Source organism: [Limnothrix rosea] IAM M-220, assembly GCF_001904615.1.
GTDB lineage: Bacteria > Cyanobacteriota > Cyanobacteriia > Cyanobacteriales > MRBY01 > MRBY01.
The window spans coordinates 1-24,718 of record NZ_MRBY01000055.1 but is presented as its reverse complement, the minus strand read 5'-3'; the positions used below and the strand labels follow the sequence as shown (position 1 = coordinate 24,718).

The following is a 24,718-nucleotide window of genomic DNA, read 5'->3' as shown; positions in this document are numbered from 1 at the left end:
GCTCTCTTATTCGCCGCGTCGTATTGCCGAGCACCCTTAAGCAAAACTCAGGTTACATTTTTATTTCTCCCTCCACCAATCGACAAGCAGTTCACCTCATTTTTGACATTCAAATAATCTTGTAGGGTGTATGGATTAGTTTGCCAATCTTTTTTCTTTTAAAGGGGTTTTTTTCTACTAACTGTAGAAATTCTTTAATCGCCAAACCATAGGCTTTTTTAGATCATCTTGTTTAAACTCGCCAACTAAGCCGCCTAAGCAATCTTTAAAGAAGTCTTTGACAAAATCTTTTGGCACACTTTTTGCCAACTCCTGCAAGCTCGGCGCGGCGATCGCCCCACCCATTTGCGCTATACCCCAAACGATTGCCCACTCGATCATGAATATCCTTTCCGCTCGTCTCGTCTTGCCTCAATTATGCCGAAAGTTTCGAGAGACATGGCGATCGCCCGACTGACCGCTAATAGCCTCAAATTTTGGCTTAGAGACACTACGCAAGACGCTTGGCCTCTGACACCCACTGCTTAACCATTCCGACCGATGGTGCTAAATCCCGACGGCGCATATTCGCCACATGGAGTTTGACGATACTTTGATGCAGTCGATTAAAAGGTGTTTGGGCTAATTGGGGAACCGATGCAATCCCACAATGCAAAATAAGACCGCAGTATTCCACCCCGACACTTTTTAGCCGCGCCAGATCCGCCAGGGCAATCCACTTGGAAACGTACTGGGGATGAATTTGTAATTTTGCCGCAAGATCATGTTTTGCTTTCAGATTTTGGGTCGCCAGTAAAAGCTGGTGAGTTGTACGGATATGGTTGGATGTTAGGCGTTTTTGATGTTCGGCGCTGAGTCCCGGTAAATCGGCGATCGCCCAATTGCAGGAAGCCATAGGAATTGTTGTTAAAATGGGAAAATATATTACAACTAAAGCTGTCGTTTCATTAAAGAGTTCTAGAAAGTTTATGTCTGCTGCCGTTGCTGTTGCTAAGGAAAAATTAGAGAATCCCCCCCTAGATTTACACTACTTGGGCGATAAAGTCCTAAGACAAAAAGCAAAACGTATCGCAAAGGTTGACGATTCTATTCGAGCACTAGCCAAGGAAATGCTCCAGACAATGTATAGCTCCTACGGCATCGGCTTGGCTGCGCCACAGGTAGGCGTAAATAAACGCCTAATCGTTGTGGATACCGACCCTGAAAATCCCGAAAATGAAGCTTTTGTCTTGATCAACCCAGAGATCAAAAAATTTGGCAAGGAAATGTGCGGCTTTGAGGAAGGCTGCCTCAGCATTCCCGGCGTAAATTTTGAAGTGACTCGCCCCGACGAAATTGAAGTGTCCTATCGCGATGAGCTGGGTAAACCTAAGCGCATCAGAGCCTCCGGTCTATTGTCCCGGGTCATCCAGCATGAAATAGATCACCTAAACGGTGTGATGTTCGTTGACCGTGTAGACAACCAGATCGCCCTTGATGAACAGCTCAAAGAACATGGATTTTCTTCTAAATCTGTCAAGAAAGTCTAATGTTATTGCACTAATTTTCTATGACCCAAATGGGGGTAGTCCGATGGCTACCTCTTTTTTTTGTGGTGTTTTTACAGCAGCAATGATGAAGTTTTGTATTTTCAGGCGGTTTGTTATGTTTCTTTATCAAAAAAACTGCGGTGTCCATACTGCGGCGATCGCCCCCCCTTTGATCCCATCGCAAAACCCCCTTGATTTTGAACTGACTCAAAACCGCCAAAGCTTTAGCAGCTAAAATTCTGAGCCCTTTCCTTAACTCACATATGCCGCCTTTCTACGGCAAATCAAAGGGGCGATCGCCCCTAAGTGCAAATGCTCAATAGTAGTAAAGATAAACCTATTTGTGTATTGTCTTTATTTATATAAACCCCAACCCTAAAAAATAATTTTAAATAGAGAAAAGCTAAAGATTAGGATTTTAGACCATTAGATATCCCTACCAATTTAAACCTGCCAAAAAAGCCGTAAAACAAACCAATTCAAAATAAACAGAGCTTTTATTCCGCTGATCAATTCCTAATAATGCATTCAGACCTGCAACATTTAGGAGCAAACGCCATGACAATGACCCTTGCGGTATACGGCAAAGGTGGCATCGGTAAATCAACCACAAGCTGCAACATTTCCGTTGCCCTTGCTAAGCGCGGCAAAAAGGTTTTACAGATTGGCTGCGACCCGAAACATGACAGCACCTTTACCCTGACCGGATTTTTAATTCCCACCATTATCGACACCCTCCAAGAAAAGGATTTCCACTACGAAGACATTTGGCCAGAAGATGTCATTTACAAAGGCTACGGTGGCGTGGATTGTGTCGAGGCAGGTGGCCCGCCAGCAGGAGCAGGTTGCGGCGGTTATGTCGTTGGTGAAACGGTCAAACTCCTCAAGGAACTCAACGCTTTCGACGAATACGATGTCATTCTCTTTGATGTCCTAGGCGACGTGGTTTGTGGTGGTTTTGCAGCTCCCTTGAACTATGCAGACTACTGCCTCATCGTTACTGACAATGGTTTTGATGCATTATTCGCAGCGAATCGGATCGCAGCCTCGGTACGGGAAAAAGCACGGACGCATCCCCTACGTTTAGCTGGTCTAATCGGTAATCGCACCTCAAAGCGTGACCTCATCGAAAAGTATGTCAGCCATGTGCCCATGCCAGTACTAGAAGTTTTGCCTCTCATCGAAGACATTCGTGTATCGCGAGTGAAAGGCAAGACTTTATTTGAGATGGCCGAGAAAGATCCCATGTTGGATTATGTTTGCGATTTCTATTTAAATATTGCTGACCAAGTCCTCGCTGCTCCTGAGGGTGTCGTGCCTAGTGAATCGCCGGATCGTGAACTGTTTAGCCTCTTGTCGGATTATTATCTCAATCCCCCCAAGGAGAAAGAAGATGAGCTTGATCTGATGATGGTCTAGGGAAATAAAACGGCGATCGCCACCCAGTTAAAAAACAACATTTTTGTAACTTGTTGAGAAAATCCCAGCCTGTACTTCAATAGAAACCATGAACTTGGGTTAAATTTTGATCCAGAGTAAACTTTCTTCCCAAAATCAGAATCATATTTGAAGATGGGACTAAAACCTCTCCCCCATAAACCTTTAATCCATAGTTTGTAGTTGATTAGACGAGGAGTAAGCCGTGAGCTTTTTTGAACAAATCAAACCCAGCATTAAAACCAAATGGTTGGACTATTACGAAAATAACCATGAATGGCTAAAGCTCCTCATGGATGGTGGCGAATTTGTCGAAACCCCCGACGGCGGTCGTCGTCCCCAAGGTTCTGTTGTGATCGGTGCAGTAAGTTCCATGGAACCTCGCCTCGCAGAGATTCTTTACCACTTCTTCTTAGTCCACGCGAACTATGACACCGTCGTTGATGTTGTCGGCTTAAACTTTGACCCGACAAGAGAACTGACAAACCTCCAGTCGTCTGGTGCTGCAGCAAAACCCATTATCGCTCCGCCACCAAAAGTTACGGCTCCTGCTCCCGCTGAATAATTTTTCAAGAATTACAGCCACAACCACCTGTAGGATTTGCCCCCAGAAATATTTAGGGGGCGATCGCTCCCCTTAGCAGCAGTCGGACTTATTTGCTCCCAGATACCAGACTTGGAAAAAATATTTCTCTCAAAACCCATTCAAAACAACTCATTAAAAACAATTGCTCGAAGTTGTATCTAAGGAGATTTCTATGACTGTTGCCCAAGAAAAACCAGCTGTAACCTTTGAATGCGAAAGCGGCAATTACCATACCTTTTGCCCCATTAGCTGCGTTGCGTGGCTGTACCAAAAAATTGAAGATAGTTTCTTCCTCGTTATTGGCACAAAAACCTGCGGTTACTTCCTCCAGAACGCCATGGGAGTAATGATCTTTGCAGAGCCACGGTACGCGATGGCAGAACTCGAAGAAAGTGATATTTCCGCCAAACTCAACGACTACGACGAACTAAAAAGATTATGCGAACAAATTAAGCGCGATCGCAACCCCAGTGTGATTGTGTTTATCGGGACTTGCACCACCGAGATCATCAAAATGGATCTCGAAGGTTTCTCCCCAAGACTTGAACAAGAAATTGGCATTCCCATCGTAGTTGCCCGCGCTAACGGCTTAGATTATGCCTTTACCCAAGGGGAAGATACGGTTCTCGCTGCCATGGCAAACCGCTGCCCCACTGAAGAGCCAGCCCCTGTCAAAGTCGAAGAGCAGGAAAATGCAACTCGCTTCCAGAAACTCTTAAGTTTGGGTCTGAAAAAAGAAGAAGAAGCTGCTCCGACTCCCGTAGTGCCTAAGCATGATCCGTTGATCCTGTTCGGTTCACTTCCTGATCCCGTTGCGACAAACCTTTCCCACGAACTAAAAAAGCAAGGTGTCGAAGTTTCTGGTTGGCTTCCCACCAAACTCTACACAGAGCTGCCTGTCGTTAAACCCGGCTATTTTGTCGCGGGGGTAAATCCTTTCCTCAGCCGCACCGCTACAACTTTGATGCGTCGCCGCAAGTGTAAACTCATTGGCGCACCATTCCCCATTGGCCCCGATGGAACCCGCGCTTGGGTCGAGAAAATCTGTTCTGTGTTGGGTATCGAACCCCAAGGTTTAGCCGAAAGAGAAGCCCAAATTTGGGAGAGCTTAGAAGATTATTTACAGCTCATTCGCGGTAAGTCCGTTTTCTTTATGGGTGACAATTTGCTCGAAGTGTCCCTCTCTAGATTCCTCATTCGTTGTGGCATGACCGTGGATGAAATTGGTATTCCCTACATGGATAAGCGTTACCAAAAAGCGGAGCTCGATTTCCTTGTGCAAACTTGTGAAGAAATGGGCGCACCGATTCCCCGCATTGTGGAGAAGCCAGACAACTATAATCAGATTCAACGTATTAATGAACTGAAGCCTGATCTTGTGATTACGGGTATGGCCCACGCGAATCCTTTGGAAGCTAGAGGCATTAATACGAAGTGGTCGGTGGAATTCACTTTTGCTCAGATTCATGGCTTTACTAATGCCCGCGATATCCTTGAGCTAGTGACTCGTCCGATGCGTCGGAACGAAAGTATTAAGGATTTGGGTTGGGATAAACTGGTTAGAGAAGACGCTCTAGTCTAAAAATATTTATTTCTACACAGATAATACGGAATCATTTAGTTATGGTTCCGTTTTTTTATTGGCTAAAAATGAAGATTAATCCTTTCAAAAAGTGGCGATCGCCGTCAAAACGAGCGGCAGAAGCCCAAGATTTTTTCAATTACTCCTATCACTCTCCCGGCACAATGCCCGGCACTTTGTCCGTTGACCAAGATTCTACCTCGCCTCAAATTTCATTGATTGATTATGATCCAGAAAATTGGCTCAGGGCAGATCATATTTCCCCGGAAGAATGCAGCCAACATTTAAACACAGTATCGGTGTCTTGGGTTGATATTGGCGGCGTGGGTGACCCCGATATTTTTCAGCGGCTAGGTGATGTTTTTCGGTTACACCCGCTGATTTTAGAAGATATTTTTAATATCCCCCAACGCCCAAAGCTAGAGGAATATGAAGACCAATTATTAATCATTATTCAGATGGTCGTTATTCAGCCCAAACGCCAAGGATTTCGGTTAGAGCAAGTGAGTTTTATTCTCTCGGAACACTATCTTTTAACTGTGCAAGAAGAGGATGAGGAAGATAGTTTTGGAAGTATCCGCGATCGCCTAAAACAAAACAAAGGGTCTATCCGTAAACGGGGAGCTGATTTTCTAGCCTATGCCCTCTGGGATGCGGTGATTGATGGCTTTTTTCCGGTGCTGGAAATGATCGGCGATCGCATCGAAGATTTAGAAGACGAAGTGGTTATTTCTCCCACGCCCCAAACCCTGACCGAGGTTCACCAAGTTAGGCGAGAATTATTAGCTTTGCGCCGTGCCATTTGGCCCCAAAGGGATGCCCTGAGTGTTTTAATCCGCGAGCATAGCAGCCTCATTCAGCCAGAAACTTTGCAATATTTTCGGGATTGCCACGACCATACAGTGATGCTGATCGACGTAATTGAAACCTATCGAGAATTAGCCTCCAGCCTAATGGATGTTTATCTTTCTTCGGTCAGCAATAAAATGAATGAAGTGATGCAATTACTCACCGTAATTTCGACAATTTTTATCCCACTAACTTTTATTGCCGGTATTTATGGCATGAACTTTAATCGGGAGACATCTAAGTGGAATATGCCCGAACTAGATTGGCAATATGGTTATGTTTTCTGTTTAGGTGTGATGGGCGGAATTACTGTGATTTTATTGTTTTTCTTTTGGCGCAAAGGTTGGCTACGTATTCAATCTTTAGGAGATACTACCTCCATGCCAAAACCCAAGGATTCAGGCTTTTCTTGATAGGTAATGATATGGAGAAAATAAAGCCAAGAATAGTGTTAAAAAATTTAATCTTAATTACTTTTCCTAGGGCGATACTTGTGTGGAAACGGTTAAAACTTGGGGCGGGGTAGCATCGGGGGGATAGCGCAACTGGACATTGACAAAGCGGCGATCGCCGGCTGGCATTGCAAAGGTGGCTAAAGGCTCGCCCTGCTGACCGCGTTTTTGGACGAGATGAAAATATTTGGTGCGGGGTAAACCTGCGTCATCTTTATAGCTAATTTGAACTGTGCCTCGGAAAAAAGTGGCGGTTGGTAGGGGTTCAAAAAATCTGAGAGCTTCATTGGTTGCGCTTTGCTTAATCGGTGTTTCTAGAGCAACATTCACCATCTGAGTTTCAGTGGTGGGATTATATAGCGGCAGCGTTAAATCATAATGAACGCCATAGTTACCATGGGCGGCGTAGGCGGTGTCGTCGTAACGGCGGATCATCGGGGCGGTTTGTACTTGGCCTGTGCCGTGGGTTCCGCCCACTAGCGTGCTAATGCCACAGGAAAACGTTTCGCCTGCTGCGGGAATGGTCAAATCTTGCTGAGAATATCACAATGCTGAGTTTTCCAAGTGTCTTCCTTGAAGGTTTCAAGCTTCTCATAGGGGTATTTCATTAGACACAATGAATATTTATCAAATCTTCATACGAAATAGTTCTGAGGATTAAATTACAAGATGAATAACTTGTTACTATATTGCCTAAAGATAGGTTTTAAAAATTAAACAACAGCTAGATTTCTTCACCATTGACCTCCTAATAAATCCGAGGTGATTGCTACTTTTTATACTATGTAATTTTTATGAATTTTATGAATTTTCTCAGGCCAAATAAAGACTGATCATGACAAGAAAAATATTAACCTGCCCAAATTGTAAAGACTCACATATTGATGTAATTAACACAGCCTCTTTTTTTAAATGCAACAACTGTAGTTTGATTTTTGAAGTGGCTAACGAGACCAGTGAATCACAAAAAAAGAAGAGCTGGTTAACAAATGTAGATGAAATGCTAGCGGATGCTGCGGATCAAATTCTTGATGATTTATTTTGAAGTTAAACCAATTGGTAAAGTTGCAGTCATGAACAAACTCAATAAGTTAGTATTATTTAGCCTGATTACTTTAATCGGCATGAGTTCAACGGGATGTGGAACGCTTGTAAAAATTGCTGGCAGCAAAACCAGCAGACGAGTTGTTACAGGTATTGTCGCTCAAGTAGCTTTGGAGTGTGCTATGAATGGTTGCTTTGGGGATGAAGCCGCCGCGAAAGAGTTGCAAGAATCACCCAAGATTTTTATCGAAGCGCATTTTCAAGCTATCAATAATGGTGAATATACAAAAACTTGGAATTCATTATCCCCTAGCTTTCACGAAAGACAGGCTCCAAAAGGTGGATATGCAGGATATGTCCAATGGTGGAGAGATGATGTCAATCAAGTCAGTATCAACTCTATAAACATAGAGCAACAAACTCCAAACAGCGCGGTGGTAGATACCCTGTTGACGTTCCATAAACATAGCGGCTCATCACCTTCTATGAAAATAAGGTTACATCTTATTTGGGAGGAACAAAGTAAGCGGTGGTTGATTGATGAATCAGAGAGTATTTGATCCTTACTACCTTGTTAGTTGATCGATCCTTCAGCAAGATTTGTAAAAGCGTACACCTTATTTTTTGAAGTAATACCTCGATTGAAATGAACGCAGATAAGCGAGAGTCAAATCGCTTTTAGTATGGAAGTCTGAGATTCATACAATCCTGTCATCCCCCATATTTAGAGTAGTGTCACGAATGATCCATAATTTACTCTTGTACTATTCCAATCGAGGTGCTTCCGTGGCAATGGTTAAAACTTGGGGCGGGGTAGCGTCGGGGGGATAGCGCAACTGGACATTAACAAAGCGGCGATCGCCGGCGGGCATCTCTAACTGCACAAGGGGTTGACCTTCTTGGCCGCGCTTTTGCACGAGATGGACATATTTTGTGCGTGGAAAACCTGCGTCATCTTTATAGCTAATTTGTACTGTGCCTCGGAAAAAAGTGGCGGTTGGTAGGGGTTCAAAAAATCTGAGAGCTTCATTGGTTGCGCTTTGCTTAATCGGTGTTTCTAGAGCAACATTCACCATCTGAGTTTCAGTGGTGGGATTATATAGCGGCAGCGTTAAATCATAATGAACGCCATAGTTACCATGGGCGGCGTAGGCGGTGTCGTCGTAACGGCGGATCATCGGGGCGGTTTGTACTTGGCCTGTACCGTGGGTTCCGCCCACTAGCGTGCTAATGCCATAGGAAAAGGTTTCGCCTGCTGCGGGAATGGTGAGATCCCATTGTTCTGTATCGTAAATTTGGGTTTTCCAGCCCGCACCAAGGGACACGCCTGCGACTCTGCCATAGATAATGCCACCTTCTGCGCCGGGAACGGTGGGAGGGCGATCGCGGGGGGTAGAAAGTTCACCGGAAATTAGGGTTTCCTGCCATTCTTCAAGAGTTGGCGCACGGTAAGAACCATCGGGATTTTCCTTTTCAAAAAGTGCCAAACTCGCCAGATAAACTGGAGCGTCGCTATAAAGTTCTAGATAAGTGGATCTGCCATTGAGCGGTGGTTCGAGTTCTCGCACAGGAATTGGCAAATCGATCAACATCCCATAGCTTTTCGGTGCAATGGTCATCGATTGGGGAAAAATACTTTGGCGGCGATCGCGCAACACATCACTCATGACCCGGCTACCGGGCCCGGCAAAAACATTGCCCTGGGGATTTAGCTGATAGGGTTCGATATCAAAAAATGGCGCATCGGGCTGACTTAGGTAACTTGCTCCCGTTAAAAAATAAATCGTGACTGGTTCTTCGCTGGGATTGTAGGCGATCGCCCCCACATGGAGACTGCGTAAATCCTCCGGATCTTGGGCATGGGCAACATGGTGGGCAAACAGATCAAACCGTCCCCCAAAAGCATAATCAAGGTGAGCCTCAGGATTTTCTTTCCCATCAGCCGGAAATGTGGAGAGCAAAATCCCTTCACCAAGCACCTTTTCCGGACTATTGCTATTAAAAACAGGTACTGAGTTAAGTTGCCCCGGCAAAACCCGCACTTCCTGCGGGCGCACAACTTCAACGGGCGTTTGAGCAATCAGTAGTTCAGGAAAAAAGAACATGGTAAGTCACTAACTAAAAAATGGGCGATCGCCCTTAAAACATAAAAGCAAATCACCAATCCCAGACGTAAATTGTTAAAACTTTTATCCCACAAGTCTCGGATTAACCCGCAGACAAACCCTTACTCGCAAGCCATTCATCATTAAACAGACGAGATTGATACCGCGCACCACTATCACAAAGCACTGTCACAATCGTATGTCCCGGCCCCATATCCTTCGCAATTTTGTAAGCCGCGCCGACATTAATCCCCACAGAACCACCCATAAACAGACCATCTTTGCGCAGCAGCTGATAAACCACTTTTAGCGCTTCAGGATCAGTCACTCGTACCGCATCATCCAGCGGCACATCTTCCATATTGGCGGTAATGCGACCTTGGCCAATCCCTTCCGTCACCGAATTGCCTTCCTTTTCCAGCTTGCCATCTTTGACATAGCTGTAGAGCACACTACCCATCGGGTCAGCCACCACACATTTCACATCAGGATTTTGCTCTTTTAAATAAAGCGCAGTACCCGCATAGGTTCCACCTGTACCCGTTGCCGCTGTCCAAGCATCAATTTTGCCGTCTGTTTGCGTCCAGATTTCAGGGCCAGTGGTTTCATAATGGGCGCGGCGATTCGCAAGATTATCAAACTGATTTGCCCAAATGGCATTTTCTGTTTCTTCCGCTAAGCGCTTAGACCATTTCACATAGTTATTGGGGTTGGCGTAGGGCACTGCCGGCACGGTGATCACTTCTGCCCCTAGGGTGCGGAGCAAATCAATTTTTTCTTTGGACTGGGTTTCGGGAATCACAATGACACACTTATAGCCCTTGGCATTACAAATATGGACTAAACCAATACCTGTATTGCCTGCCGTACCTTCAACAACCGTGCCACCGGGCTTGAGGAGTCCCCGCTCTTCTGCGTCTTTAATGATAAACAAAGCGGCACGATCTTTGACGGAGCCGCCGGGGTTAAGAAATTCTGCTTTTCCTAAAATTTCACAGCCTGTTTCTTCGCTAAAACTGTTGAGGCGAATGAGGGGGGTATTTCCGACTGTTCCGACAAAACCGTCTCGAATATTCATGGGCTAATAATGTACGTTTAAGGTTGTTTGGGCGTTAATAATTGCAATCTCATCATTTTGACATGGCAATGGTCAATCCTTAAATTCGCAATGCCCAGCTAGGCTCAACCTCAGTTGTGCTTAAAGAATTAAATCTCAACTGTTCGAGAAAAAGCGAGACTCAGAGACAAGGAAACGCATCCATAGTTAGTCTTTTTTTCCTTCAAATCTATAAGCCAACAAGGTCAAAATCTCTTCAGTCTCCCCATCTCCCCCTCACCGTGTCATCGCTGCAGGCTCTGCTGAATTGGCAAGTATGCTGGCGATCGCCCCACCCATAAATCCTTCTCCCTTGCAAACCCAAAGCTAAACCCACCTATCCCCTAGGCATCAGGAGGCTCATCGAGGTGCTCAGAAGCCTCACGGTAAAGATTGTAAATGTGGGCATCTTTCAAGCTATAAAAAACATTACGCCCCTGCTTTTCGTAACGCACTAATCGCATGGTGCGCAAAATTCTTAGCTGGTGAGAGACTGCGGACTCACTCATTTCCACCGCTGCCGCCAAATCCCTGACCCGCATGGACTGCAATGCTAAGGCCGACAAAATACGCCAACGATTTGGATCACCCAACACCCCAAAAAATTCGGCCATACGCTGGGCTTTCTCCCGACTGAGCAGCTGCTGGATCGGCCAAACTGCAAATTCTTCACAACAGGGTTTTACTCGTTCAACATCAGAATCATTCATTTAATTACCTCCTTTCAATCTCCGCCCCATCACACATCAACGAAGTCAACTTAACTTAATTACTTAAAACTTTTTTATAAAAAATTATCTCCCTAAGGATACCTGAATACCTGTTCATGTGTTAATATCATGGAAAGCATGAATAGCTGTTCAAGTATTTATGTCTTGTAACTTTCGTTTTTTGTAAAGGGAGAATTCTGACCCATGGCAACTGCAACTCAAATCAAATGCGATTGTCCGACTTGTACCTGTGGTGTTGATCTAGCTTCAGCGGTCAAAAAAGACGGCAAAAATTACTGTAGTGACGCTTGCGCCAATGGTCATCCTGATGGGGCGGGTTGTGGTCATGCGGGCTGCAACTGTGGCAACTAGAGGCGGGCGATCGCCAAATCTTGTAGCCATCACACAATAGGCATTTCAGTCATCTTTAGAAGCTTGCTTCTAAAACAGGAGTAAGCTTTGTAATATTCAACGTCAGTTATGGATAAGAATGTAGCCAAAATTCTTTAGAGAAAAGAAGACACGGAGAGGGAAAGACACGGGGAAGCAACGAAAATTTGCATTTTTTGAAAGCGAGTAGGATTGTTTGCATAGAAACATCTCCCGATCTCTCACTCTCCCATTCACCGCGTCATACTTTCGAACATGCTTAAGCAAAACTCACGATATTCAGGAAAAAGACCAAGGTAAAGACTGTAGAAAGCACTGTTCCGAGGAAATCTAAAAAGAAGCGAGTCTTGCCCTGATATACTAATTTACGCCCTGTGCCGAGCCTATAGAAGGTGATGAGGCATCGTTCCTGACGGGATGACTGTATACATACAAGCGTAAAGAAAATCAGTGGATCTCAAACACCTTTTCCAAACCGAAAATCCTATCCTCGGCGTTGTTCATTTACTGCCTTTACCCACCTCGGCGCGCTGGGGAGGCAATCTACGTCAAGTAATGGATCGCGCCGAACAAGAAGCAACCGCCCTCGCCGCTGGTGGTATTGACGGCATTATCGTTGAAAATTTTTTTGATGCACCGTTCACGAAAAGTCAGGTGGATCCCGCGACGATCGCCGCGATGACGTTGATAATGGATCGTCTGTCGGGCTTGGTGACGGTTCCCCTTGGTTTGAATGTGCTGCGTAATGATGCAAAAAGTGCCATGGCGATCGCCGCTTGTACTGGCGCAAAATTTATTCGAGTCAATGTCCTTACGGGAGTAATGGCAACGGATCAAGGCCTCATCGAAGGCAACGCCCACGAACTTTTAAAATATCGCCGCGAGTTAGATGCAGAGGTTGCGATTTTGGCCGATGTCCTCGTGAAACATGCCCACCCCATCAGTACCCCAAACCTCACCGCTGCTATCCATGACACCGTTGAAAGAGGCCTAGCCGACGCTGTGATCTTGTCCGGTTGGGCCACGGGCCATGCTCCCAAAATGGATGATATTAAAGATGCCCGCAAAAATGCTGGGGATACCCCACTGTTGATTGGCAGTGGAGCAACCTGGGAAAATATCGGTAACCTCTTACAAATTGCCGATGGGGCGATCGTTGCCAGTTCCCTTAAGCGCCACGGCAAAATTTCCCAGCCCATCGATCCATTGCGGGTCTCACAATTTATGGAATCTGCCGAACAGGGTATTAAAATTCGTCAAATGCGCCAGAAACAATTTGCCTAGGAAAAAGCGTCTCATTCCTGAGAGCCTCCTGAAATTTTGCTAAAAGCTTTCGACGAGATTCAAGATCAACCAGGGTGATCTGTCACTGGAGGCCTTTGGCGACTAATATGTAGAGAGTTTGTCTAGAGTTTTTGTTTTACGCGCTATGGTACGCAGACGTTCCCAGCCTTGGATTCATCAATGGTCCCGCCCGATAATTGGGGCGATCGCCATTCTTGGTTTTTGTCTTACCACCTATCTCACCCTGACACGACTCCTCGGCCAATCAGTCGCCTGTGGAACCGAAGCTGCCGCTAGTTGTAGCGATGTACTATCTAGTCCCTATGCCACAGTCTTTGGTTTACCCCTCTCCCTATTTGGGGCGATCGCCTATTTAGGCATGTCAGGATTTGCCCTTGCGCCCCTAGCCATCAGCATTGAAGACAATAAAAAACTCCGCACCAAACTAGAAGAATGGACATGGCTATTTTTACTAGTCGGCGCTGTCACCATGAGTATCTTCAGTGGCTATCTGATGTACATACTCTTCGCCAAAATTGGCGGCCTGTGCCTTTACTGCATTGCCTCAGCCACATTTTCCGCCGCCTTCCTCATCCTCGTACTCACCGGAAGAGTCTGGGAAGACTGGGGTGAAGTTTTCCTCATCGCCTTTGTCGTTGCCATCATCACAGTCATCAGTACCCTCGGTATTTTCAACAGTATTGAGCGGGGCATTCAAGGAAATATCCCCATTTACAACGAAGCCGGCAAAGAAGTGATTAGCACCGCGCCTCCCCGTTCACCACAGCCCCCCGACGGCTGGGAAGTCACAACAACCTCAGGCGAATCAGAAATTGCACTAGCAGAACACCTCGCTAACATTGGCGCTAAAAAATTTGGTGCCTACTGGTGTCCCCACTGTTACGAGCAAAAACAACTCTTTGGACCAGAAGCCTTCGAGAAAATCGATTACATTGAATGTGCAGCCGATGGAAAAAATGCCCAACCTCAAGTCTGCGCAGCAGCTGGTCTCGAAGGATTTCCGACATGGGACGTGGACGGTCAACGCTATTCTGGCACCCAAACCCTAGAACAGCTAGCTGAAGCCTCAGGCTACGAAGGCCCACAGGATTTCAAATATGCTTTATCTCGTTAAGTCAAATTTATTTCCATAACTTGCGGAGCGTGAGGGATTAAAACTGTAGAAAGCAAATAATCATCCTCTTGCGGTAAACCTATGGCAAAACTCAACCGAAAGCTGTGGATAAAATCTAGGCGCTGGGCTAAAAAAAATGCCCGCGTTTTTTTCACAGCAGGTTCGGTTAGCGCTGTTATTATTGGCCTGCGGTTTTTTTCACTCTTGCAAATTTTCGAACTGGCCGCCTTTGATGCGCTACTCAATTTTCGTCCAGCCGAACCCACGGATGACCGAGTACGTGTTGTCGCCATCAATCAAAGAGATATTAATCAATATAAATGGCCCCTTGAAGATACGATTCTTGCTGAGCTAATCCAAAAAATTGACGCACAACAGCCGGCTGCCATTGGCCTCGATATTGTCCGCGATCGCCCCCTTGGTCGAGGTCAAGCCGAGCTAGAAACAGTCATTCGAAATTTACCATATTTTGTTGGCATCGAAGTCTTAAACGTCGACCCCGATTTTCGGACACCAGCATTACCTATCATGTGGAAGGAAGACGAAAATGGCGAACTCAAAGACGGCGTTGGGTTTAACAACTTTCCCCTTGATGCCGATGGCGTTGTCCGCCGTAACAGTTTGTACTGGACGGTAGACGGCAACACAAAACGCAGCTTTGCATTACAGCTGGCATGGCAATATTTAGAAAGAATAGAAGGAATTTATCCGGAAGGCTACCCAGCAGAAAACCCCCGCTATTTAAAACTTGGATCGACAATTTTTTATGACCTCAGAGATTTTCACAGTCTCTATGGCTGGTTAAATCCGCAGGATAACTACCAGATGGTCTCTAATTTGCGCCAGCCAGAAAAATTATCGATGGTCAGCTTGTCTGAGGTGATGAATGATGAAATTCCCCCAGATTTTTTCCGCGATCGCATCGTCATGATCGGAGATATTTCAGAAAGCACAAAAGATTTATTTCTCAGTCCCTTCAGAAATCGTTTTAGCAGCAATCTTGACCGTATCGGCGGCGTTGAAATTCATGCAAACTTTACCAGCGAAATTTTAAGTGCGACCCTCGATGGCCGACCGCTGATTTCATTTTTCTCCCTTTGGCAGGATTCGCTATTTATTATTGTTGCGGCAACCCTAGGTTCTGCAGTCGTCTGGCGGTGGCGATCGCCTATCCGAGGAGGCATAGCATTACTCATTTCCATCAGTAGTCTCCTTGGCGGCAGCTATATTTTATTTTTCACCTCCGGCCTAGTTTTTCCGATTTTCCCTTGCCTTTTGAGCCTTATGGGGTCAGCCACAGTCGTGACCATGTACCTCGCCCACCAAGAAAAAGAACTAAGCCGCTCCAAAGAATTTTTCCAGCTCATTATCAATAACATCCCCGATCCAGTTTTCGTTAAAGACAGCAATTATGTCCTCACCGTTGTTAACGATGCCTTTTGTCGTCTCATTGGTCGTTCAGCTGCCGCCGTTGTCGGGAAATCAGACCATGACTTATTTATCCCATCAGAAGCACAACATTTCCGCCAGCAAGACGAAAAAGTCTTGCAAACAAAAACATCCAAAGAAAACGAAGAATCCCTTACCAGTTCCAACGGCGAAAACTACCTCCTTGCCACCAAGCGATCACTACACAAAGACGGTGCAGGCAACATTTTCCTAGTTGGCGTTATTCGAGATATTACCGAACGCAAAAAACTAGAAGCCGAATTACGCCGCACAGCAGAAGAATTAACCCGTTCCAATCACGAATTAAAAGCATCAGAAAAACGACTGCGCCACCAAGCCAACCACGATCCCCTCACTGGATTACCCAATCGAAAGCTCTTTTACGAAACCCTACAGCAACTCTTAGATTGGGGCGAATCAAACAAGCAGCTTGTCAGCCTTTTATTTTTAGATTTAGATGGCTTTAAACCAGTCAACGACACATTAGGGCACGACATTGGCGATATGCTTCTCCAAGCCGTTGCCCAACGAATCAAAAATTGTCTCAGAATGAGCGACGTCGTCAGCCGACTGGGCGGTGACGAATTTACCGTTCTTTTACCCGGCATTAAGCAACCCCTAGACAGTGCAATAGTCGCGCAAAAAATTCTGGCAACAGTCTCTGCTCCATACAAACTAGACGACCACGACATTAACATCACCGTCAGTATCGGCATTAGCGTTTATCCCGAAGACGACACCAGTGTAGCTGAGCTCATTAAGTTAGCTGATACAGCCATGTATAAGGCCAAAAGAAGCGGTCGAAACCAATATTGCATGACTCCCAACCTCATTCACATAGCAGAACAAAACCTAGAAAAGCAACTATGAGGCATAAAAAAGCCTAGAATGTCATCGTTTCATAACAAAGATTTCTCTTTTATGTTATAAATATTGAGCGCTAGTTCCGCAAGCTTTGTATACTTTTTGCCATAAAACCAAGGTATATAGACTGTTTGCATGGGATCAATCGCAAAATTGCGTTGCCAACATTAGACTAAAACAGGGATTTTGACCTAATAAATTCTTTATCAAAACTTCTAGAAATACGTAAATGTACTGAATTCTTAGTTTAAGATATTTAGTAAGAGACTTTTCGGAACTACCGAAACTATCATGGGCATCGCTTCTAAGCTTATATTAATCAATATCGCACTTGCTAATTTTCTGCTTCCCAGTAATGCAGTTGCGGCTTCCTTATCGGGATACACGGCCATCTCTGGTTCTGATAAGCAAATTGCCATCTCTGAGATCGCGTTTGAACCAGCTAACGGCGGCGAGTGCCGCGGCGACGACAAATGTGCTGCGGGTGGTGCCTACTAGGTTTTCAGTGCAGTAGGACTGTATATCGTTTATATCAATGTTTCTACCGGATAGAGAGTTTTCAGTTTTCTATCTGGAGTTGCTTTTTTAACCTGAGTTCGGGTTAAGCAGAGTTTGTGGTGGTGGCACAGTGGATAGTAGGGAAAGTGGTGGGGAGATCTCTCCTGCTCATTGGTTTGGACAAGAATTTCGTGGGAACAATATCCATATTTTCTGTGTCTCCGAGTCCCCACGTCTCCTTGTCTCAAAGAATTTGTAATGGCCTTTTGCTGTTGTGAAGGATAAAATAGTCTCCGAGTCTTCACGTCTCTTTGTCTCAAAGAATTTCAGATGCAATCTTTAAGTAAAACTGACGTTTTTTAGGAGTCATCGACTCTAATAGTGGTGAGTTTTATGTGCTCTAGTCTTTGCAATTTAAGCTGTACCGAGTTTCTATACCTGTGATTGAGTTCGTGCCGGAGGCGCGTTTACAGAGTTGCGAGAGTTGATAACGATCTAGTAAAGCGCCGGAAAAATCTGCTCCCGTAATTTCTGCGTCGGTAAAGTTTGTGCCGGGTGCAACAGCGTCTGTAAAAATAGCATTGGTTAAATCAGCTCCAGACATATTGACTTGATCCATAAAGGCTTCAGTTAAATTTGCTTCGGTCAAATCTGTATTCATGAAATTTCCTTCGGTAAGAATTGCTCGGCTGAGATCGCTGCGATGAAAGTTGCTACTTCTCACGTCAGCGCGGGCAAAGCTAGCGGCTCGCAGTTGTTGGCCAGAAAAGTCTTTGTTAGGAAGTTCTGAGTAGGTGTAGTTTAATTTGCTATCTTGGGCGATCGCCGGCAGAGACATGCCTAAAATCAGTGTGGCCATCACTAGCAACAAAGAGGCCCTGCGGCAAATCCAGCGTAGCGGAGTAGATATTTGCTGTGGAAAAAAAATTTTCATATTGTTGTAAATGCTGAATTAAGTCACTGCTACTACCTTAGCGAATTGCGTTTTAGGCGCTATATCCTGCAGAGGGCAGTCGATGATCAGTATCAGTATGTGTGATGTAAAAAGCTATTTGGCGCGTGTTAAATACGCATCACACCTGAGGCTTTGTATTTTAAGTTACCAAAAAAAAACAAATGAATGGCGATATTGGCAGTTATAAATTTTGCCTAAAACGTTAAGCGACAAGCTTCTAGCCGCAAGGACGATTTTTTAGGTGTGAGGAAAATTGAGATCTATGACTTTTATTCGCAACGCATCATTAGCATTAGCTACGACTGCAGCTTTGGTTCCGGCCGGTCAGGCGATCGCCGCAGACTACCTCGACATCAACCACCTTGGCCAAAACACCGAAGACTCCATGTCACAGGTCAACAGCGTTTTTCAACTGCGCGATGTTGCACCTTCCGACTGGGCATTTGACGCACTCCGTAACCTTGTCGAAAAATATAACTGTATCGTGGGTTATCCCGACGGTACATTCCGTGGTAATCGTCCCCTCAGCCGTTATGAATTTGCAGCAGGCTTAAACGCTTGTCTCCAGCAGATCGAACGCCTTATTACCGGCGGTTCCGATGTTGATGCAGCAGACATTACTCGCTTGCGTGCACTCGTCCAAGAATTTGAAGCAGAACTTGCGACTCTCGGTGCTCGTGTCGATGATCTCGAAGGCCGCGTTGAATTCCTCGAAGATAACCAGTTCTCCACCACCACTAAACTAGTCGGTGAGACAGCCTTCGTTGTCGCTGATACCTTCGGAGATGGTGCTGATACCGAAACAGTTTTCCATAACAAAGTCCGTTTGATGCTAGTTTCCAGCTTCACCGGAAAAGATAAACTCTATACTCGCTTAACTGCGGGTAACGTTGGTGCCTCATTCACTGGCAACTATGATGTTCCAACACAAGAAGGTCGTTTTTCCTACGACGGACCCAGCGGCAACAATGTCATCATCGACCGGTTACATTATGTTTTCCCCCTCGGTAGCAAAACAACAGTCACCACAATGGCTCGCCTTGGTGCACATCATTTCTATGCAGACACTTTCAACTCAGGTCTAGAAGCCGGTGGTGGTGCAAACGGCGCATTATCTCGCTTCGCTGAGCGTAACCCAATTTATCGTCTCGGTATTGGCGGTCCTACTACAGGCATTGGTTTTAAACACAACTTCAATGACACTTTTCAACTTTCTGCTGGTTATCTCGCAAAAAACGGTAGTAACCCTGCCGCTGAGAATGGCCTTTTTGACGGAACTTACTCTGCTCTAGCCCAATTAGTCGTTAAGCCTAGCGACAAGTTTAAGTTTGGCGCGACCTACGTTCGAGGTTACGATACCTCCACTGATACTTTTGCCTTTGGCGGCACTGGAACAGGTATCGCCAATAGCCTTCCCGGCATTGGTGTTGCCGGAACGGGTCTAACAAGTAATTCCTTCGGTCTCCAAGGTCAATTTGATATTAGCCCTAAATTTAGCCTTCGTGCTTGGGGTGGTTACACTGATGTTGATGCTGTTGGTGGTGGTGAAGCTGATATTTGGAACTACGCTGTTGCGGCTGTATTCCCTGATCTTGGTAAGGCTGGCAACATGGGTGCGATTATTGTTGGTGCAGCCCCCCATGTCACTGATCTAACAGATGGTGCTGGTGTTGATCAACTTGGCACTAGTAATGATACTCCTTTCCACATTGAAGGTTTCTACAAGTACCAGTTGACAAAGAATATTTCCATCACGCCCGGTATTATCTGGCTCACCTCTCCTAATCAAAATGATAGTAACGATGACATTGTAATCGGTGCTCTTCGTACAACTTTCAAATTCTAATTGTGCTTATTAGGATTATTTGCATTAAAGAAGTTAGTTAAAGAAAGCCTTTGTTAAATCAGGGGCTTTTTTATGGAATAAGCATTAATGTTCTATGGCGCTATATTTATATAGCCAAGGCGAGGAAGCTTAGTACAAAAATTTTGGGGTTCAAAAGTCGGGGCTTTTGCCAAGGGTTTGGTTTACTTCGTCAGTTTTTTACAAATTTTCGATTTTTTAGTCCTCAACTAATTGGCCTTGACTGTAGACATTTCAAATAGGGATTAAGATATGTCTTTTGCAAGGAAAAGTAGAGGTTGATTTTGCGTGAATTATGTAACTTATTGAAATTTCTTCTGCCTTGGGTATTTTTCTTGGGGAAGGATAAATGCTGTTTCTATTTTTTATCGAAATCACTATTTGTACAAAGACAGAGGACATAAGAGCACTAGACAAGCGCTCCACCGCAACTAGAACCACTGCCTGCGGTGCAGCCGTAGCAATAGGGTTTAGTCGCAACTAGCTGAATGAGGTCTAAGGTATTTGCTTCTAAAAGTTTTGAGACCGTTAGGCGATCGCCGGATTTTGTGCGAGCGGGAATATTTTCCATTTGATTAAAATCACAGTCAAAGATGTTACCGAGATAATCTATCGAAAGTTGATTACGGCACATCAAATTAGCGACGGTTGATTCGTTATGATGGCGCTCTAAAAACTGAAGGTAGGGAATGTATAAATGCTGTTTTTCTAGATAGTTTTTAATGCGACCAATGGGCAAATTTGTGATAGTGAATAGGTGATTAAATTTGATTTTAAAATGCTTTTCAAGATATTTTTTATAGTCTTTTTCTAGGGCACTTTGTTCAGGAGTCAGGGAGAAATTTGTATTCTGTGGAATGGGGGGGTTGTAGACTAAATCAAGATTTAAATCAGGATTTGTGCCATATCCTAAAGTATTTAGTTTTTGGATGGCGGCGATGGAATCTTGGTACACGCCTGCACCGCGTTGTTTATTGACATTGTCTTCGAGATAACAGGGCAAAGATGCCACAACTCGGATTTTATTTTGCGCAAAATATTCTGGCAAGTCTTCGTAGCCTCCGACAAAAAAGATCGTGAGGTTAGAACGCACAATTACTTCTTTCCCGTAGGCGATCGCCGTGGCCACTAGCTCCCGGAAACCATAGTTCATCTCCGGTGCGCCACCGGTTAAATCAACGGTTTTAATTTGGGGAAATTTACGGATTAGCTCTAAAAGTTGGTTGCAAACTTCTGGGGATAACTCTTCTGTACGGTTGGGGCCAGCTTCGACATGGCAGTGGGTACAGGCAAGGTTACATTTTTTACCGAGGTTGATTTGTAGGGTTGTAATAGGTGTTTTGGTGAGGGGCTGGGAAATTTTTTTCTCAAAGGGAATAATTGTCGTTTTTGTTGGAGTCTGAACCATGGCGATCGCCTAACCTTCTCAAATTTAAAAAATAAGTATTCAAAAAAAGGGTCATAAATTTAGACCCCTAGTAATGTTTAAAATGGTCGCAATTAACAGCAGCTATCCGTCGAGCAAGACGCTGTACCATCGGTTAATTGGGTGACATTATAATCTTGACCTTTACTTTCCTTCGGATGACGGCGAACATCAACACGACAGTCAAAACTTCCAGCCTCCTCTAAGGTGATATTTTCATAGGGCAGCACTGGAATAAATTGACCCGCATAGGGACTATTTTCATTCGTCAAAAGCTTAAAAGTTTTGTCACAAACTGCCATTCTTTCGCCCCGCACATAAGTATGACCATCGTCATCCTTAACCTCTTGCCAAGGGCCTTTGTAAATCACAGCTTGGTTACGTTCGAGACAAACACCTTCTTTACCTTTGTAGGCTCGAACGGTCATGGAACGAAATTCGATACCGTCAATGGTTTGCCAAGGTTCCTTTTCAAAGCTGAGGATTTCAATGCCATGGAAACCAGCTTCTGCAAACATCTCTAGGAATTCCGACTCTAAAAACGCGCCAGAAATACAGCCACTCCACAGCTCTGGATCATTCATGATTTTGGCTGTGGGAATTTCGTCACAAACGATGTCTGAAATAACAGCCCGCCCCCCTTTTTTTAGGACACGATAAATTTCCTTGAAAAGTTGTTTTTTATCACTCGGTTTGACGAGGTTTAGAACACAGTTTGAAATTACTAAATCGATGCTATCGTCAGCAATTAGAGGTGATTCTATGCGTAAACGTTCGGCTTCTGCTTCATAATTAGTGATCTGTTCAACCGAGGTGATCGGGTTATCTGCAAGCCATTTTTGTAGGGGGGCAAGGGGTAATTTGAGATCTTGAATTTTCCCTTTTACAAATTCGGTATTTTGAAAACCAATTTTACTGCCAATATCCTGTTGATATTTACGGGCAAGGTCAAGCATGACATCATTAAAATCAACGCCAATCACTTTGCCTGCTGCACCAACTTTCTGGGCAACCATATAGCAATTTTTACCTGCGCCGGAGCCTAAATCGACGACGACATCACCGGTTTGGGCGTAGCGAGTGGGGTCTCCACAGCCGTAATCTTTGGTTAAAATTTCATCGGGAATGACATCAAGGTATTGAACGTCTTGGTATTCTGTGGGGCAACAGAGGCTTGGTTCGTGCTCTTGTGCGCCGGCTTGATAGCGATTTAGGACTTCATTTTCGATGTCGTAGGTAGGGGTTGTGCTCTGGTCTAGCATAGGCTTGGGGCTAAATTCTTTGTCACTTATGTGGTTCGCAATGTGTTGTTCATCTTAAAGGCGATCGCTGAGATTCTGCTGAGAGTATGAATAAAATTCAAAGCTTTTTTGCAAACTGGCACATTCTGTTGTTTTCGCCACTTGAATTTGATCTATGGGGAACATCGTTAAATGGGGAACACCGTTAAAAGGTTTAGTAGCTGAGACCTGTCATGTATGAATGGCTAGGGGATTTCCATCAGCGCTGTGATGGGATTAATTCAGGTCGTGATGATTATTTTCGTCTAGCGCCACAGGGCGCAACGGCAGCAGAATTAGCCTTGGTGGAAGATTGTTTAGGGGTGGAATTATCGCCGTCCCACCGTGCTTTTTTAAGTGGTTGGGATGGTCTGGATCTAATGGGTAGCCGTATTTTTTCGACGGGCGACATTTTGGCTGGCTTGGATGATATTCCTTTCGCCCCCTTTGAGGGCAGTCTGGAGCGGCGATCGCAGGATCTGTTGGCGAGTACTAAACTGTGTGGCACTTATCTGTATTACGGGGACATGCCCGCCTATCAATTTATTTGCCGTAGTTTTGATACGACAGGCATTGTGTATTGCTTGGACACTCATCACACTAACTACGGTGAATATGGGGTTTGTAAATATGATCCCGAATATGATTTTGAACACCATCTACAGCAGCATTTTCCAAGTTTTGAGGCGATGTTGCTGTGGGATGTGATGATGTTTGCTCTGGATGATATGGCTGATGTTGTGGGTGATTCACTGCTTGATTTATCGGATGATGAAGCAGATCAAATAATTTGTGAGTTTGCAACTTGGGCGATCGCCGTTAAAACACAATTGATCCAACGCGGCGCTCAGATTAGTGCCGATTACCAAGTAAATTGGTCACACTGGCAGTAGTCCAGATGTTGTGAATTGAGATAGATCAGCTTGGGGGTTCAAACATCCTTTTACAATGGAGAGTGGAAAATTTACGTTATCACCATGACCCCAAACTCCGCTGAAGTTGGAACCGACTTTGACCGCAAGATGATGCGGCGGTGTATTGCTCTAGCAAAAAAAGCAGCAGGTCAGACTGCACCGAATCCAATGGTTGGCGCTGTGGTGGTTAAAGATGGCGAAATTATTGGAGAAGGCTTTCATCCCGGTGCTGGCAAGCCCCATGCCGAAGTTTTTGCCCTCAGGGAAGCGGGCGAAGCAGCAAAGGACGCAACTATCTACGTGAGCTTAGAACCCTGCAACCATTATGGTCGGACACCGCCCTGTAGTTTAGCTGTGGTCAAGGCCGGTTTAGCAAGGGTCGTCGTTGGTATGGTTGACCCGGATCCGCGTGTCTCCGGTGGTGGCTTAAAGACACTACGTGATGCAGGTATTGAAGTGATAACGGGCGTAGAAGAAGCCGCTTGTCGGCAACTCAACGAAGGCTTTATCCATCGGATTTTGCAGAAACAACCCTTCGGTATTTTGAAATATGCCATGACATTAGATGGCAAAATTGCCACCACAACGGGACATAGTGCTTGGATCACCCACCAAGAAACCCGTAATCGTGTCCATGCTTTGCGGTCTGTTTGTGATGCCGTCATTGTCGGGGGTAATACGGTGCGACTTGACAATCCTCACCTGACAACCCACGGTACAACACCTCATAATCCTTTACGTGTTGTCGTTAGTCAAAAGCTAGATTTTCCACTGGATCGTCATCTTTGGGACGTGGCGATCGCCCCGACGGTGATTTTGACCAAAGCAGAAGCCAATCCAGAAACCCAAGATTTTCTGCGGAATCAGGGAGTCGAAATTGTACATCTCGACCTTGTCACCCCCAAAACAGTCATGGCATATCTCTACGAACGAGGCTGTCTCCAGGTGCTATGGGAATGTGGTGGAACTTTGGCTGCCCAGGCGATCACAGAGGGAGCAGTGCAGAGAATGATGGCCTTCATTGCCCCCAAAATTATCGGCGGGAAAAATGCCCCCACTCCAGTCGGAGATCTCGGTTTAACCTTAATGGACGAAGCCCTTACCCTAGAGCAAATTCAGTTTCAGCAATTGGGACAAGATTTTCTGATCGAGGGTCTACTGACTCCCAAACTCTTCCATGACCAGTGAACATCTAGTGAAAATATTTAAGTATTTAACCTGAGTTCGGTTTAAGCATGGTCTGGAATGACGACGCGGCGAAAGGGAGAG

The 24,718-nt window shown here is 45.2% G+C and carries 23 protein-coding genes; 14 read left to right on the top strand and 9 right to left on the bottom strand.

The window, feature by feature from the left end; all coding sequences use genetic code 11:
* Positions 1 to 177 precede the first annotated feature (177 nt).
* On the bottom strand, positions 178 to 381 hold the full coding sequence (locus NIES208_RS19110; protein ID WP_075894007.1) for a hypothetical protein: 204 nt from the start codon (positions 379 to 381) through the stop codon (positions 178 to 180).
* A 109-nt stretch (positions 382 to 490) separates the two neighbouring features.
* A complete protein-coding gene (locus NIES208_RS16110; RefSeq protein ID WP_075894006.1) occupies positions 491 to 895 on the bottom strand; it encodes a DUF4332 domain-containing protein in 405 nt (134 codons plus the stop codon).
* 73 nt (positions 896 to 968) lie between these two features.
* On the opposite strand from NIES208_RS16110, the gene def reads away from it, so the two are divergent.
* From def to corA, 5 genes are all read left to right on the top strand, one after another.
* Positions 969 to 1,529, top strand: coding sequence for a peptide deformylase (gene def, locus NIES208_RS16105; protein ID WP_075894005.1), 561 nt, complete (start codon positions 969 to 971; stop codon positions 1,527 to 1,529).
* Between the two features lie 558 nt (positions 1,530 to 2,087).
* Positions 2,088 to 2,948 carry a ferredoxin:protochlorophyllide reductase (ATP-dependent) iron-sulfur ATP-binding protein gene (bchL, locus tag NIES208_RS16095; protein WP_411974257.1) on the top strand — a complete coding sequence of 287 codons (861 nt, stop codon included), beginning with the start codon at positions 2,088 to 2,090 and terminating at the stop codon, positions 2,946 to 2,948.
* Between the two features lie 223 nt (positions 2,949 to 3,171).
* Positions 3,172 to 3,531: a DUF5331 domain-containing protein gene (locus NIES208_RS16090; RefSeq protein ID WP_075894002.1), complete on the top strand. Its 360-nt coding sequence runs from the start codon at positions 3,172 to 3,174 to the stop codon at positions 3,529 to 3,531.
* 193 nt (positions 3,532 to 3,724) lie between these two features.
* Entirely contained in the window at positions 3,725 to 5,134 is a 1,410-nt protein-coding gene (locus NIES208_RS16085; protein WP_075894001.1) for a ferredoxin:protochlorophyllide reductase (ATP-dependent) subunit N, read from the top strand.
* 41 nt (positions 5,135 to 5,175) lie between these two features.
* A complete protein-coding gene (gene corA / locus NIES208_RS16080) occupies positions 5,176 to 6,396 on the top strand; it encodes a magnesium/cobalt transporter CorA (protein ID WP_235641420.1) in 1,221 nt (406 codons plus the stop codon).
* 66 nt (positions 6,397 to 6,462) lie between these two features.
* Here corA and NIES208_RS16075 read toward each other — a convergent pair whose 3' ends face one another.
* Complete coding sequence (locus NIES208_RS16075; protein WP_235641419.1) at positions 6,463 to 6,963, bottom strand: DUF3370 family protein; 501 nt, start codon at positions 6,961 to 6,963, stop codon at positions 6,463 to 6,465.
* A gap of 503 nt (positions 6,964 to 7,466) precedes the next feature.
* On the opposite strand from NIES208_RS16075, the gene NIES208_RS16070 reads away from it, so the two are divergent.
* On the top strand, positions 7,467 to 8,039 hold the full coding sequence (locus tag NIES208_RS16070; protein ID WP_075894000.1) for a hypothetical protein: 573 nt from the start codon (positions 7,467 to 7,469) through the stop codon (positions 8,037 to 8,039).
* Between the two features lie 204 nt (positions 8,040 to 8,243).
* Here the strand turns inward: NIES208_RS16070 and NIES208_RS16065 are convergent, their stop codons facing one another.
* The 3 genes from NIES208_RS16065 to NIES208_RS16055 all read right to left on the bottom strand — a co-directional run bounded on the left by NIES208_RS16065 (position 8,244) and on the right by NIES208_RS16055 (position 11,390).
* On the bottom strand, positions 8,244 to 9,584 hold the full coding sequence (locus tag NIES208_RS16065; protein WP_075893999.1) for a DUF3370 domain-containing protein: 1,341 nt from the start codon (positions 9,582 to 9,584) through the stop codon (positions 8,244 to 8,246).
* Between the two features lie 103 nt (positions 9,585 to 9,687).
* Positions 9,688 to 10,662, bottom strand: coding sequence for a cysteine synthase A (locus NIES208_RS16060; protein WP_075893998.1), 975 nt, complete (start codon positions 10,660 to 10,662; stop codon positions 9,688 to 9,690).
* A 362-nt stretch (positions 10,663 to 11,024) separates the two neighbouring features.
* Positions 11,025 to 11,390 (bottom strand): ArsR/SmtB family transcription factor, encoded by a 366-nt coding sequence (locus NIES208_RS16055; protein ID WP_084176664.1) that lies wholly within the window; start codon positions 11,388 to 11,390, stop codon positions 11,025 to 11,027.
* A gap of 204 nt (positions 11,391 to 11,594) precedes the next feature.
* Here NIES208_RS16055 and NIES208_RS16050 point away from each other — a divergent pair, with 204 nt between their 5' ends.
* The 5 genes from NIES208_RS16050 to NIES208_RS16030 all read left to right on the top strand — a co-directional run bounded on the left by NIES208_RS16050 (position 11,595) and on the right by NIES208_RS16030 (position 17,010).
* On the top strand, positions 11,595 to 11,762 hold the full coding sequence (locus NIES208_RS16050) for a metallothionein (protein ID WP_075893997.1): 168 nt from the start codon (positions 11,595 to 11,597) through the stop codon (positions 11,760 to 11,762).
* A gap of 468 nt (positions 11,763 to 12,230) precedes the next feature.
* Positions 12,231 to 13,064 (top strand): photosystem I biogenesis protein BtpA, encoded by an 834-nt coding sequence (btpA, locus tag NIES208_RS16045; RefSeq protein ID WP_075893996.1) that lies wholly within the window; start codon positions 12,231 to 12,233, stop codon positions 13,062 to 13,064.
* A 145-nt stretch (positions 13,065 to 13,209) separates the two neighbouring features.
* Entirely contained in the window at positions 13,210 to 14,199 is a 990-nt protein-coding gene (locus NIES208_RS16040; protein ID WP_075893995.1) for a vitamin K epoxide reductase family protein, read from the top strand.
* 81 nt (positions 14,200 to 14,280) lie between these two features.
* Positions 14,281 to 16,518 (top strand): CHASE2 domain-containing protein, encoded by a 2,238-nt coding sequence (locus tag NIES208_RS16035; RefSeq protein ID WP_075893994.1) that lies wholly within the window; start codon positions 14,281 to 14,283, stop codon positions 16,516 to 16,518.
* A gap of 285 nt (positions 16,519 to 16,803) precedes the next feature.
* Positions 16,804 to 17,010, top strand: coding sequence for a hypothetical protein (locus NIES208_RS16030; protein WP_075893993.1), 207 nt, complete (start codon positions 16,804 to 16,806; stop codon positions 17,008 to 17,010).
* A 400-nt stretch (positions 17,011 to 17,410) separates the two neighbouring features.
* Here NIES208_RS16030 and NIES208_RS16025 read toward each other — a convergent pair whose 3' ends face one another.
* On the bottom strand, positions 17,411 to 17,869 hold the full coding sequence (locus NIES208_RS16025; RefSeq protein WP_225875331.1) for a pentapeptide repeat-containing protein: 459 nt from the start codon (positions 17,867 to 17,869) through the stop codon (positions 17,411 to 17,413).
* A 358-nt stretch (positions 17,870 to 18,227) separates the two neighbouring features.
* On the opposite strand from NIES208_RS16025, the gene NIES208_RS16020 reads away from it, so the two are divergent.
* Positions 18,228 to 19,811, top strand: a complete 1,584-nt coding sequence (locus NIES208_RS16020; RefSeq protein ID WP_075893991.1) for an iron uptake porin — start codon at positions 18,228 to 18,230, stop codon at positions 19,809 to 19,811.
* A gap of 427 nt (positions 19,812 to 20,238) precedes the next feature.
* Here NIES208_RS16020 and arsS read toward each other — a convergent pair whose 3' ends face one another.
* Entirely contained in the window at positions 20,239 to 21,237 is a 999-nt protein-coding gene (gene arsS, locus NIES208_RS16015) for an arsenosugar biosynthesis radical SAM (seleno)protein ArsS (protein WP_075893990.1), read from the bottom strand.
* A gap of 92 nt (positions 21,238 to 21,329) precedes the next feature.
* Positions 21,330 to 22,517: a methyltransferase domain-containing protein gene (locus NIES208_RS16010; RefSeq protein ID WP_075893989.1), complete on the bottom strand. Its 1,188-nt coding sequence runs from the start codon at positions 22,515 to 22,517 to the stop codon at positions 21,330 to 21,332.
* Positions 22,518 to 22,729: 212 nt separating this feature from the next.
* Between NIES208_RS16010 and NIES208_RS16005 the strand changes: the two genes are divergently transcribed.
* Both NIES208_RS16005 and ribD read left to right on the top strand, forming a co-directional pair.
* Complete coding sequence (locus NIES208_RS16005; RefSeq protein WP_075893988.1) at positions 22,730 to 23,428, top strand: SMI1/KNR4 family protein; 699 nt, start codon at positions 22,730 to 22,732, stop codon at positions 23,426 to 23,428.
* An 84-nt stretch (positions 23,429 to 23,512) separates the two neighbouring features.
* Positions 23,513 to 24,637: a bifunctional diaminohydroxyphosphoribosylaminopyrimidine deaminase/5-amino-6-(5-phosphoribosylamino)uracil reductase RibD gene (ribD, locus tag NIES208_RS16000; protein WP_075893987.1), complete on the top strand. Its 1,125-nt coding sequence runs from the start codon at positions 23,513 to 23,515 to the stop codon at positions 24,635 to 24,637.
* Positions 24,638 to 24,718 lie beyond the last annotated feature (81 nt).

Coding starts and splice junctions, on each gene's coding strand:
- def (WP_075894005.1), top strand. CDS start 969: ATGTCTGCTGCCGTTGCTGTTGCTAAGGAAAAATTAGAGAATCCCCCC.
- NIES208_RS16065 (WP_075893999.1), bottom strand. CDS start 9,584: ATGTTCTTTTTTCCTGAACTACTGATTGCTCAAACGCCCGTTGAAGTT.
- corA (WP_235641420.1), top strand. CDS start 5,176: ATGGTTCCGTTTTTTTATTGGCTAAAAATGAAGATTAATCCTTTCAAA.
- NIES208_RS19110 (WP_075894007.1), bottom strand. CDS start 381: ATGATCGAGTGGGCAATCGTTTGGGGTATAGCGCAAATGGGTGGGGCG.
- bchL (WP_411974257.1), top strand. CDS start 2,088: ATGACAATGACCCTTGCGGTATACGGCAAAGGTGGCATCGGTAAATCA.
- NIES208_RS16040 (WP_075893995.1), top strand. CDS start 13,210: ATGGTACGCAGACGTTCCCAGCCTTGGATTCATCAATGGTCCCGCCCG.
- NIES208_RS16050 (WP_075893997.1), top strand. CDS start 11,595: ATGGCAACTGCAACTCAAATCAAATGCGATTGTCCGACTTGTACCTGT.
- NIES208_RS16025 (WP_225875331.1), bottom strand. CDS start 17,869: ATGGCCACACTGATTTTAGGCATGTCTCTGCCGGCGATCGCCCAAGAT.
- NIES208_RS16060 (WP_075893998.1), bottom strand. CDS start 10,662: ATGAATATTCGAGACGGTTTTGTCGGAACAGTCGGAAATACCCCCCTC.
- arsS (WP_075893990.1), bottom strand. CDS start 21,237: ATGGTTCAGACTCCAACAAAAACGACAATTATTCCCTTTGAGAAAAAA.
- NIES208_RS16085 (WP_075894001.1), top strand. CDS start 3,725: ATGACTGTTGCCCAAGAAAAACCAGCTGTAACCTTTGAATGCGAAAGC.
- NIES208_RS16005 (WP_075893988.1), top strand. CDS start 22,730: ATGTATGAATGGCTAGGGGATTTCCATCAGCGCTGTGATGGGATTAAT.
- NIES208_RS16035 (WP_075893994.1), top strand. CDS start 14,281: ATGGCAAAACTCAACCGAAAGCTGTGGATAAAATCTAGGCGCTGGGCT.
- ribD (WP_075893987.1), top strand. CDS start 23,513: ATGACCCCAAACTCCGCTGAAGTTGGAACCGACTTTGACCGCAAGATG.
- NIES208_RS16020 (WP_075893991.1), top strand. CDS start 18,228: ATGACTTTTATTCGCAACGCATCATTAGCATTAGCTACGACTGCAGCT.
- NIES208_RS16055 (WP_084176664.1), bottom strand. CDS start 11,390: ATGAATGATTCTGATGTTGAACGAGTAAAACCCTGTTGTGAAGAATTT.
- NIES208_RS16070 (WP_075894000.1), top strand. CDS start 7,467: ATGATTTATTTTGAAGTTAAACCAATTGGTAAAGTTGCAGTCATGAAC.
- NIES208_RS16030 (WP_075893993.1), top strand. CDS start 16,804: ATGGGCATCGCTTCTAAGCTTATATTAATCAATATCGCACTTGCTAAT.
- NIES208_RS16110 (WP_075894006.1), bottom strand. CDS start 895: ATGGCTTCCTGCAATTGGGCGATCGCCGATTTACCGGGACTCAGCGCC.
- NIES208_RS16010 (WP_075893989.1), bottom strand. CDS start 22,517: ATGCTAGACCAGAGCACAACCCCTACCTACGACATCGAAAATGAAGTC.